This window comes from Shewanella sp. Isolate7 (genome assembly GCF_022398425.1).
Classification (GTDB): domain Bacteria; phylum Pseudomonadota; class Gammaproteobacteria; order Enterobacterales; family Shewanellaceae; genus Shewanella.
Genome location: NZ_JAKEVJ010000107.1, coordinates 1 through 11,874, shown reverse-complemented (window position 1 = coordinate 11,874; position 11,874 = coordinate 1). Strand labels below are relative to the sequence as shown.

Below are 11,874 nucleotides of genomic sequence, written 5' to 3'. Positions count from 1 at the left end.
ATAGATGATTTTTCTAATGATAATWCTATCAGTAAAGTTAGAGAAATTAAAGATTCTAGAATTAATGTTATTGAATTAACTTCTAATTCAGGTTCCCCTGCTTATCCTAGAAATGTTGGCATTGATCATGCCAAAGGAGACTTTATAGCATTTTTGGACTCTGATGATTTATGGGAGGTTAATAAATTAGAAATTCAGGTTGAATCAATGATAACCAACAAATGGGATTTTTCTTGCTCAGGCTATAGTATATTGAAAGATGATGTTGTTGTTGCTTATTTTACACCACCTACGCAGGCTAATTATCATAATCTGTTGTCAAATAATAGCGTCGGTTGTTTAACTGCGATGGTAAGCACATCACTTATTGGTGAGACTCGTTTCCCGCAGTGCGGACATGAAGACTTTTCGTTTTGGTTAAAGTTATTAAAAAAAACCAACTGTGTACATGGTTTAAAAATTAATTTAGCTAAATATAATTTAGTCGATGGCTCAGTTAGTTCCTCTAAGTCTAAGCTTATCCCATTTTTTTGGAATATATATCGCAATGAGGAAGGTTTCTCTCGTACAGTAAGTCTTTATTATTGTGCTAGATATTTAATTAACGTACTTTTATTCAAATACAAAAAATCAAGAGGTCAAAATGGGTAAAGTCCTTTTGACTGGAGCAACTGGATTTGTTGGTAATTTCCTTACTCATCAACTTAAAGATTTTCGATGTGTTATTAGAGGTCGTGTTCCTCAAGACTTTAATGATTACCACAAAATAGAACGGATTGACGGATTTACTAATTGGGATGGGGCATTTCGTGATATTGAGTGCGTATTACATTTGGCCGGTCTAGCTCATAATAAAAGTGTTACAGATTCTCAATATCATGAAGTTAATTATGAAGGGACAATTCAACTGGCACGCGAAGCTGTTACTTCTGGTGTGAAACGCTTTGTTTATGTGAGTTCTATTGGTGTTAATGGGTGTTCTACTGGTAATACACCTTTTACTATCACCTCAGAACCTAAAGCTCACAATGCTTATTCACAATCAAAACTTCATGCTGAGCAAGGGTTAAAAGATATATCTATTGAAACAGGTCTAGAAGTAATAATCGTCAGACCCACATTAGTTTATGGCCCTAATGCTCCAGGAAATTTTGGCACACTTACGAGGATCGTTAACAAATTTCCTTTTTTACCATTTGGTTTGGCTAACAATCGTAGAGATTTTATTTCTGTTCAAAACTTGGTTGATTTGTTGATTGTTTGTACTGAACATCCTGATGCGCCTGGGCATACATTTTTAGCCAGTGATATGGAAACCGTTTCGATTAAAGAATTTACTAATTCAATAGCAAAAGGATTAGGAAAAAATTTAATTCAAATTCCTATTCCAATAAGTTTTATGCACATTGTCGCAGGCATATTAGGCAAGTCAACTATGGCAGAGCAATTATTAGGTAATTTAGAAGTTGATTCATCAAATGCTAGAGATGTTTTAGGCTGGGCTCCGCCATACACAATGAAACAGGCAATGTATTCACTTTCTGAGAGTAAAAAATGATTCGGATTATAGATTTTTCAGCAGCTTTTTTCGGCTTACTATTTTTATGGCCAGTTTTACTAGTTGTCACAATAATCGGCATGTTTGATACTGGTTCGCCTATTTTTGTTCAAACTCGTGTAGGACGAAATAAAAAGCCATTTAAACTCATTAAGTTTCGCACTATGTCGGTTGAAACAAAATCAGTTGCTAGTCATTTAGCGAGTAATGCTTCAATCACTAAGCTGGGTGCCTTTTTACGTAAAACTAAAATCGATGAGCTTCCGCAGTTGATTAATGTAGCCAAAGGTGAAATGAGTCTAGTTGGACCACGCCCTAACTTGTTTAATCAAGATGAGTTAATTAAAGAGCGTGATGCACAAGGTGTGTATGATGTTTTGCCCGGCATAACGGGTTTAGCTCAAGTGCAAAACATCGATATGTCTACGCCGAAGTTATTAGCTGAAACAGATAAGCAGATGATTGATACGCTTAATATTAAAAACTATTTTAAGTATATATTGATGACCGTTACAGGTAGTGGTAGTGGTGATGCAGTAAAATAGTGCTATCTATTAGAGTTTGAGTATTAAGTGACTGTTCTGATTGTGGTTGGTCACTTTTATTTTGTCTCAATTAGAGAGAAAGATCGAAAAATGTGACTCACTTATTGGTTAAGCTATCGTAAGGCTCCCGAGCCTCGGTGTGGAATGAGGGCTCATATTGATAGTCCGTTAACCGTGCCCTTTATAGTTCATAGATTAGTATGACTGTGCTACACTCGCACGCCTAAGGTTTTTCTGTCGTCTAGCCGTGTTGTAAGATGTAAACCACTATGAAATTTATTGATTTGGAGCGAAAAATGGATTTTTTGCAAAGGTTGTTTGGTTTAAAACGTTCTCAAAAGCGTATTGTTAGTCTCACTGTCGATGCCGTCTTTCTCTGTTTTGCATTTTGGGCCGCGTTACTGGTTCGTGTAGATGACATCGTTGTACTGGCAAATGCTCACTATTGGTTGCTGCTCTTTATTGTGGTGCCTGTGAGTTTAGTTGCGTTTGCCAAGTTGGGCTTGTACAGAGCAGTATTGCGTTATATGGGTCTGCAGGCCTTGACTGCTATAGGCCTAGGAGTCTTGTTCTCTACTGTGTCGTTAGTGCTTTTTGCCTTTTATATTGATGCGCAATTACCGCGGACGGTACCTATTATCTATGCCGCGTTTTCTCTGGTGTTTATTGGTGGCTCAAGGGCGATCGTTCGGTCAATGGTTGGCTCGGGCATGAAGCGCAATGGCGAACCTGTCATTATCTATGGTGCAGGTGTGAGCGGTCGACAATTACTCACTGCTTTAGTGCAAAGCCACGAGTATCATCCCTTTGCGTTTGTTGATGATGATGAGACCCTACATGGTACGGTGATTCAAGGCGTTCATGTCCATTCACCGTCCATTATTCGTAAATTAATCAGGCAAAAAGCGGCAACTAAGATTTTGCTTGCGATGCCAAGTGCGTCGCGTTCCCGTCGTCAAGGCATACTCGAGCAGTTAGAGCCTCTTGCTGTCCAAGTATTGACACTCCCTGCCATGGCAGATCTGGTCAGTGGCAACAAGCTTTATAGCGATATCAAAGAAGTTGAAATTGATGATCTGCTTGGACGTGACTCCGTTGGCCCTAGAGCCGACTTATTAGCTGCTAATATTCGTAATAAAGTGGTGATGGTAACTGGAGCCGGTGGCTCTATTGGATCTGAACTTTGTCGCCAGATTTTAAAACAGTCTCCCAAAAAATTGGTGTTATTTGAGCTATCTGAGTTTGGTTTGTATTCCATTGAGCGCGAACTTAATGCGATGGCCCAAGAGTTGTCTCTAGATGTTCAGATATTTCCGATGATGGGGTCTGTTCAGCGTGAGAATCGTGTTCAGGCGGTCATGGAAGCGTTTGAAGTTCAAACCGTTTATCACGCCGCAGCCTATAAGCATGTACCATTAGTAGAGCATAACGTTGTTGAAGGTGTGCGTAATAATGTGTTTGGCACCTTGTATACTGCAAGAGCTGCTATTGCCGCAAAAGTAGAGACCTTTGTGTTGGTGAGTACTGACAAAGCTGTTCGTCCTACCAATGTGATGGGTACAACTAAGCGCATGGCGGAGTTAGTGCTTCAGGCCTTATCAGGCGAGGTGAGTACTACTCGCTTCTGTATGGTTCGTTTCGGTAATGTCTTGGGATCTTCCGGCTCAGTGGTGCCGCTATTTAGAAAGCAGATTGCCAATGGCGGTCCAGTAACCGTCACTCATCCTGAAATTACCCGTTTCTTTATGACAATCCCTGAAGCGTCGCAGTTGGTGATCCAAGCAGGTGCTATGGGCAAAGGTGGGGATGTATTTGTGCTAGATATGGGGAAATCTGTAAAGATTGTTGATTTGGCGACTAAGATGATCCGTTTGAGTGGGTTTGAAGTTAAAGATGAGAATCATCCTGACGGTGATATTGCTATTGAATTTTCAGGTTTGCGACCAGGTGAAAAGCTTTACGAAGAGTTATTGATTGGCGATGATGTTACTGGCACTGAGCATGAGCGGATCATGACAGCCAATGAAGTCTGTTTAAGCTGGGCGGAACTTGAAGTGATCTTGGCTCGTTTAGATCGAGCTTGTCATGAATTCCAGCATGAAGTGATAAGAGATATTTTGCTTTCAACACCAACTGGTTTCAGTCCAACGGATGGTATTTGTGATTTAGTCTGGTTGCAGAACAATCACGATAGTCAGAATACCAGACCTGAAAATAATAAGGTTGTTCCTTTAGTTTCTTAATTTTTCTCTCAGTCCATTAAAACTCCTCTTTATTTGAGGAGTTTTCTTTTCGAGTATTTTCTATGAAAGTTGTTATTCCCGTAGCGGGTCTTGGTACACGTATGCTTCCTGCAACCAAGGCCATCCCTAAAGAGATGTTGCCGCTTGTTGATAAACCACTTATTCAATATATAGTAAATGAGTGCGTTGCGGCTGGTGTTAAAGAGATTGTTTTAGTCACCCACGCCAGTAAGAATGCAATCGAAAATCATTTCGATACTTCATATGAACTTGAGTCGACGCTTGAGAAACGTGTAAAGCGTCAGTTATTGGACGAGGTGCAATCAATTTGCCCAAAAGATGTGACCATTATGCATGTGCGCCAGGGTGAGGCTAAGGGATTGGGGCATGCGGTGTTATGTGCCAAGCCTTGTATTGGTAATAACCCGTTTGCAGTAGTTCTCCCTGATGTGATTTTGGATGAATATACAGCTAACCAAAAAACTGAAAATTTGGCGGCTATGATTGCTCGCTACAAAGCGACCTCGGCAAGTCAGATTATGGTCGCGCCAGTGCCAGAGGACGAAGTCAATAAGTACGGTATCGCCGATTGCAATGGTTCAGTCATTTCTCCTGGTGAGTCTGCCACGATAAAGGCTATGGTCGAAAAGCCTGCGGTTAATGAGGCGCCATCTAATCTTGCGGTTGTTGGCCGTTATGTATTATCAGAAAAGATCTGGGCTCTACTAGCTAAAACACCTGCAGGCGCAGGTGATGAGATCCAATTAACAGACGCGATTGATATGCTGATTGAATCGGATACTGTCGAAGCGTTTAATATGACTGGCAAGTCCCATGACTGTGGTGACAAGCTTGGTTATATGACGGCATTCGTAGAGTACGGCTTACGACACGAAAAGCTTGGTGATGAATTTCGTGAGCAGTTACAGCAACTGCTAAAGCAATAGTTCTACGGTAACAACGCCTTCAGTTGCTAAAAGCTCATCTTGGTTAGTGATGATATTAACCAAGGTGAGCTTTTTTGTTTTATGGCCTCATTAGTTTACCATAGGATATATCGTTTAGGGGGCAGAAAACCGTTCGTCTTAAACCATCACCTCAATCGGTATGAACTCGTTTCGTACTGTTATGGATAGCATGTGTAGTGCGATGGCATAGGGGTTGGTATAGTACAAAACAAATAATAAAGACACTCCCGATTCGAACAATAATGAATAAGGACTTTTCATGAAATATGCGATGAAAACTTTTTCACTGCTATCGCTCAGTTTATCGATGGCCATCTCTGGATTTGCTAACGGTGCAGCTATTGATGCGCAATACATTCAACGGCTGGGGCCAGTAAGCCAAATAAGTGGTACTCCACTATCGAAAAGCGAACAAGCCGACCCACTGCGTGCCAACTTGATTGCCCGATTAAGTCATAGCAACCAAGACTCATTACAAGTCTTTGATCAAAAACTCTCCTGGCAGGCTGCCTCTACAGACGTTGCAGGTGAGGGCTGGCTGGCCTATCAATTGCCAATCTCTACTCAGCGATATACCCAGGGCACGCTCACCGTCAATGGGCTTGAAAATCCACAGGTGTACCTCAATGGCACACTAGTGAAGTCGGCAGCTAAGGTTGACCTCTCTCTGGCTAATGGTGATTACCAGGTATTAGTGTTGGCTGATGGCTTGCAAACCGATGTACCTTTCAGCCTAGATTGGCAAGGGACTAGTGATGTTGACCAACTTCAATTTGTTAAGCAGAAAACTCACCGAGTGTCAGCTGAGCAGCTGTTTGACTCCAAAACGATTAACAGCTTAGCGGTTTCACCTGATGGTAAATACTTACTGCAATCGACCATTGAGTATCTCGCGAGTCAAGGGGACAAGCCCCGCCAAGTGACTGAGCTGAGGAGTCTGCCAGATAACCGAGTGATATATCGCTGGCAAGAAAATCGTCCGAGCAGTGCAGTATGGTCCCGCGATAGCCAGCAATTGGCGTTTGTGGCAAATGAACAGATCCAAGTCCTGAATATTGCAGACTTAACCATTAAGGTTGCCGCAACAACTGTTGAAAATGTGTCGGGGTTACAGTGGTATAACGACAGCTTGTTATTCAATTGGCAAAAGCCTTATAAAGCCGATGACAAAGCCAGCTCAAAGCGCTTTAGAGCATTGGAAGATCGTTGGAGTTATTGGCGTAATATCAGCCAAATTTATCAATTAGATCTGGCTTCTGGCTTTATTCGTCAACTGACCAACAACAAGATCAGCAGTGCTTTGTTAGACAGTGATGCTAAAGCAGGCCGCTTGTTACTGACACGCTCACCGGTGGATTACACCGAACCTGCCCATAGTCTGACTCAGCTAGTCGAATTGACATTGAGTGATTTGAACGAAACCCTTATTGGTGAATATCGTAGCTTTAGTGGTGCATTGTACGCCGATGATGGCATGTATATCACAGCGGGTCCCCGTTTCATGGGCGGTAAGGGCATTCAAGATAGTGACATTGAAGTGAATGACTACGATGGTCAGTTATATTGGCGTGATAGCAACGGCGATATCAGTGCATTGAGTAAAGCCTTCGATCCCGCCATCGGGGCTATGACGAAGCTGGATAATGATGATCTACTCCTTAGCGTCACTGAAGGTGATTACAAGCCTCTTTATGTGTACGACAAGAGTAAACGCCGCTTTAGCAAGGTATCCGCTGGTGTCGATATGGTTGACTACTATAGTGTTGCAATCGAACAGTCTAAGCCAACACTGGTGATTGCTGGCACCTCAGCGACTACGCCGCAAAAAGCCTTTACTATGTCGCTTAATGCAAGCCGTAAAAAGATACTCTTTGATAGCCAAAAGCAGAGCTACGCTAATACGCGCTTTGGTGATATTCAAGATTTCGATTTTGAAAACAAGCAGGGCCAAACCATTGATGGTCGCGTGTATCTTCCGGTGGATTTTGATGCCAATAAAAAGTATCCGGCGCTTGTTTACTATTATGGCGGTACATCTCCCGTTGGGCGTCACTTTACCGGACGTTGGCCATTTAATTTATGGGCTGCGCAAGGATATGTCGTGTATGTATTACAGCCCAGTGGTGCCACCGGCTATGGTCAGGCATTTAGCGGCAGGCATGTTAATGCGTGGGGCAAATTCAGTGCCGATGATATTATCGAATGCACTAAGGCGTTCTTAGCTGCGCATCCTTTTGTCGATGCTAAACGCGTAGGCAATATGGGGGCCTCATACGGGGGCTTTATGACCATGTACTTGGCCACTCAGACGGATATTTTCGCCGCATCGATGTCTCATGCAGGGATCAGTAACCTATCGTCATACTGGGGCCATGGTTGGTGGGGATATGGCTATTCAGGTGTGGCGAGTCGTGGCAGCTTTCCGTGGAATAATCCTGAGTTATATGTTCAGCAAAGTCCGCTCTATCATGCAGACAAAATAACCACACCGCTACTGTTGATCCACGGTAATGCCGATACTAACGTACCTGTCGGTGAAAGCCATTACATGTACACCGCGCTTAAACTGTTAGGCAAAGAGGTTGAACTGGTGGAGTTTAATGGGCAAGACCATCACATCAACAGTCGTGAGGCACGTTTTGATTGGTGGAATACCACCATGGCTTGGTTTGACCTAAAGCTCAAGGGTGAACCACAATGGTGGAATAGTCTTTACCCAGAAACAAAAGCGGCCCAGTAAATCGATACTGTATCTGCCTCGCTGATGAGTCGATAGATGGCGGGGCATTTTTACTTTGGGATAGCATTGTTTAACACTTAGAGAGTCTAGAACATGCTGACATCCCCAAGCTGCTGTTTAGTCTTTGGGGATGTCAGTTTAATAGTAACGAAATCTAGTCGGCCTTCATGATATGACGGTAGCTGGCGAAAGGGTTAAAGGGTGTAAAGGTGAGCGTAACGTGAAAGGTATCGTATTAGCCGGCGGCACAGGTACACGCTTGTATCCTATCACGCGTGGCATATCGAAACAGTTGCTACCGGTTTATGACAAGCCAATGATTTACTACCCATTGTCTGTGCTCATGTTGGCGGGGATCCGCGATATTCTTGTGATCACAACCCAAGAAGAGCAGCTACTCTTCCAACGTTTGTTGGGTGACGGCAGTGAGTTTGGTATCTCTTTATCCTACGCGGTACAACCAAAGCCTGAAGGGATCGCGCAGGCTTTCATTATCGCTGAAGACTTTATTGGTAATGACAGTGTTTGCCTGGTACTGGGTGACAATGTGTTCTATGGCCAGGGGTTTAGTGAAACCTTAAAACGGACGGTGTCGGCAGTAGGCTGTGAGCGTCAAGCGGGGGCAACTATATTTGCTTACCAAGTGGATCAGGCCGAGCGTTTCGGTGTGGTCGAATTTGATGCGCATTATACTGCGGTCTCGATCGAAGAGAAACCGAGTTCCCCCAAATCAAATTGGGCGGTAACTGGGCTCTACTTTTATGATAATCAGGTGGTCCAGTTTGCTAAGCAGTTAACGCCATCAAAGCGAGGTGAGTTTGAGATCACCGAGATCAATCAAGCCTATCTCAGGCAAGATCAGCTCAAGGTTGAATTACTGGGCCGCGGTTTCGCCTGGCTCGATACCGGCACGTTCGATAGTCTGCAGCAGGCTTCATCTTTTGTTCAAACCATAGAAACTGTGCAGGGGCTAAAAGTAGCTTGTCTTGAAGAGATCGCCTGGCGCAATGGCTGGTTAAGTAATGATGATATTCAGCGGCTTGCTACGCCTATGCTCAATAACAGCTATGGTCAGTATTTACTTTCACTGGTGACCCCATAGGGCTTAGTAAAGGACGTCTGTGCGAGCTTTGTGTTATTCATGAGGGAGCTAGAAAGCGACTGGCTAAGACTACTGACAATGGAAATCAGTGTTTGCTTCAGTGTTTTGAATAGGTCTCGTTGCAAAGCCAGCTTTGCCGGTTGCGCCACCCAAGTGCAAATCACTCATCTAGTGTTCGATGAGAGAGGGGAACCAACTAGAACAATTGCCCACTCAATTTCAGTGAGCAATTGAATAAACCAGTTGATTGCGGATTTACGACGCGACGGCCTCTGAGCTCATGAGTTGGTCAAAAGCACTGCCATCATTGCGTGAAGCATTGGCGACATAAGGGGCATAGACATCAAATAGTAACCGTGTGTCACTGTGCCCTAGTAGCTGAGAGATGTAGAGTGGATTTTCATGAGCTGCGATATGTAATACCGCTGCCGTATGACGTGTTTCATAAGGTCTGCGCTTTCTGAGCCCAGCGCTTTTAAGTGTTGGGTACCATAATTTTCGACTGACATAGTGGGTTTGCAGTGGTCTACCAGAAGGGCCAGTAAACACAAAATCATTGCCTGAGCGGTTGGCGGCTTTGATCCGCTTAAATGCATCATACACGGTGTCACACATTTTCAGATCGCGGCGGGATGTCGGCGTTTTCACATCGCAAATCACACCACTGACGCAGTTTTGGCGAACACGGATCAAGCGATGGTCAAAATCGATATGTTCCCATTCTAATCCATGCACTTCGCAGCTTCGCATTCCTGTCCAAAACCGGACAATGAAGTAGTCCTTCCACTCCTTGGGTACCTCACCCAGAAAGATGCGCACTTCTGCAATGGTCATCGGGTGCGACTCGGCCTTTTCTTCTCTTAAGGAGCGATAGCGCCTCAATGGGTAGTCAAATTTAAACTCTTCAGCTGCTAGGCTGGTGATCGCAATCAGTGGCCACAGAATGTTATTCACGCGGCGATTGGAGAGTTGCCTGGTACCATCTTCCTTTTTGATATCCATTAATGTCTGACGAAAGAAGTCAATTTGCGTCAGCCTGATTTCATTGACCAGAGTATTACCAAATTCTGGGATGAGATACTTAGTTAACGCTGTGCGAACGGTGCCTTGATAACTGTGTTTCCACTTGGCCTTTTGCCGTTCAAACCATTCATTAGCGTAGTGATCAAAAAAGGGATATTGGCGGTCGGGATGTCGTGTGCGCTGTAGTTGTTCAAACAGAGCGATCTTTTTACTGTTGGGGAAGTAATCACGGTACTGAAAGCTGCCTAAGTCTATTTCGGCATTCATCTGCTTTAGGGTGGCTTTAGCACTGGCTAAGTTCTTGGGTGTGGCCATCAATTTCGTGCCTTCACGAAAGCGTTGGCCGTAGAGGTGTAGGTCGAACTGAATACGCCCATTAGGGCGAATACGAATATGAGCCATAATCGTCTCCATCAAATAGATCTGTCCCTACCCGATGGAATTCGTTAAGATCTCGCCATCGGCTGGGGGGGGTAATAGTCTGCTGCAGCCGGTACGGGGCAGGGTGGTTGCCGCCATCCTGTCCCAACTGCTTCTTTATCAGGTTAACTGCGTTTGTAAAACCCGCAACGGCACCTGAACGCCTCATTTCCCAATAGTCCTACATTGCAACTATTGGTCAAAAAGACAGCTATCAATATACCAACTACTGGTTTTTTGTCCAGTGGTTTGCGCTTAAATTAATCACTTAATAATGACTTCTCTAAAACCGAAACGGTTCGAAAGCTCAGCGCTTGAAAATAAGCTTTAGCAAACGCCCTTCGATGACTTCATTACTGCCTTGCATAGCCTAACAGAAGCGATGAAGTGCCTCTTGCCCTCAATCATGATCCTATCGCTGCTGCAATTTAAAGAAACGATGGAATGACTTTCCATTTCTGAGCGGTAAACGCCGGTCAGTTAACTTCTGATTTTAATTTTGCTTGTGCAGTATGCTCGCTGGTAAACCGTATACCGCAATTACATCCAATACTTTGAGCGTGTATTGGGTTTCATATACTGCTTTACCCATCCATTTGCCGTACATGGTGCCTGCCTCATTGGCAGATAAGCCGCTTTTTGAGAAGTCGAAGTTATTGATGGGCATTTGTCTTATTTGTTCGATGTAAAGCAGGTCTATCAATTTTTGGCTTTCACTGCGTAGGTCTTCTTTTTGATAACCCCAGCTTTCTTTTGCTATCACGCCAGCGGGTAGGCTGGATAGGTCGTATATTTCACTATCTCTAAGAAAGATCTCTGCTTGTTCCAATTTATAATCGCGGTGTTTATATTTGAGTGGTATAGCACCGTTCATGAGAGAGTTCGCTAAAATGACTGTGGCTAGACTGAGCATAGTAGGGGCCTTTTAAGTTGATAAACATTGCGATTTCAATCATAGAGGCAAGTCAAGATCCGGCAACTGTATGGAAAGTTAAACGGGTAGATGGCAAGGCCGTTATTACTTGAACTTATCTAAATGTAAGTATTCCATCTCTAGGTTTTAACTTATAGGCCCATCCCCCGATGAGCTGTAGAATGAGAGAACATGCACTGATAACATTGACAGTGTTTCGCTTTGAGTGCTTATTTGCGATGTGATCGTTAATGGCAGCATATGGTGTTAACGACGCGCCAGGATAGTCGGTAGTGAAACAAAAAAACGCTCAAAGAGCGTTTTTTAAACATGATTAACTTAAGGTATTTATTATTAAGGGT

9 protein-coding genes are annotated in these 11,874 nt (G+C 43.6%); 7 read left to right on the top strand and 2 right to left on the bottom strand.

Annotated elements, in window-relative coordinates; all coding sequences use genetic code 11:
* The 7 genes from L1D47_RS19110 to rfbA all read left to right on the top strand — a co-directional run.
* Positions 1–651, top strand: a 651-nt coding sequence (locus tag L1D47_RS19110) for a glycosyltransferase family 2 protein (protein ID WP_275661508.1), incomplete at its 5' end; no start/stop codon positions are given.
* Complete coding sequence (locus tag L1D47_RS19105) at positions 644–1,558, top strand: NAD-dependent epimerase/dehydratase family protein (protein WP_239886408.1); 915 nt, start codon at positions 644–646, stop codon at positions 1,556–1,558. The genes L1D47_RS19110 and L1D47_RS19105, both read left to right, overlap by 8 nt.
* Positions 1,555–2,103 carry a sugar transferase gene (locus L1D47_RS19100; RefSeq protein ID WP_239886407.1) on the top strand — a complete coding sequence of 183 codons (549 nt, stop codon included), beginning with the start codon at positions 1,555–1,557 and terminating at the stop codon, positions 2,101–2,103. The genes L1D47_RS19105 and L1D47_RS19100 overlap by 4 nt, the downstream gene beginning before the upstream one ends.
* Positions 2,104–2,399: 296 nt before the next feature.
* A complete protein-coding gene (locus L1D47_RS19095) occupies positions 2,400–4,346 on the top strand; it encodes a nucleoside-diphosphate sugar epimerase/dehydratase (RefSeq protein ID WP_239886409.1) in 1,947 nt (648 codons plus the stop codon).
* A 62-nt stretch (positions 4,347–4,408) separates the two neighbouring features.
* Positions 4,409–5,293, top strand: coding sequence for a UTP--glucose-1-phosphate uridylyltransferase GalU (galU, locus tag L1D47_RS19090; protein ID WP_239886406.1), 885 nt, complete (start codon positions 4,409–4,411; stop codon positions 5,291–5,293).
* 280 nt (positions 5,294–5,573) lie between these two features.
* Positions 5,574–8,054, top strand: coding sequence for a prolyl oligopeptidase family serine peptidase (locus tag L1D47_RS19085; protein WP_239886405.1), 2,481 nt, complete (start codon positions 5,574–5,576; stop codon positions 8,052–8,054).
* A 220-nt stretch (positions 8,055–8,274) separates the two neighbouring features.
* Positions 8,275–9,156, top strand: a complete 882-nt coding sequence (gene rfbA / locus L1D47_RS19080; RefSeq protein ID WP_239886404.1) for a glucose-1-phosphate thymidylyltransferase RfbA — start codon at positions 8,275–8,277, stop codon at positions 9,154–9,156.
* Positions 9,157–9,411: 255 nt separating this feature from the next.
* Here rfbA and L1D47_RS19075 read toward each other — a convergent pair whose 3' ends face one another.
* Complete coding sequence (locus tag L1D47_RS19075) at positions 9,412–10,581, bottom strand: site-specific integrase (protein WP_239886403.1); 1,170 nt, start codon at positions 10,579–10,581, stop codon at positions 9,412–9,414.
* 511 nt (positions 10,582–11,092) lie between these two features.
* The gene (locus L1D47_RS19070) at positions 11,093–11,512 is read right to left on the bottom strand and encodes a hypothetical protein (RefSeq protein ID WP_239886402.1); all 420 of its coding nucleotides are present in this window, start codon (positions 11,510–11,512) and stop codon (positions 11,093–11,095) included.
* Positions 11,513–11,874: the final 362 nt, after the last annotated feature.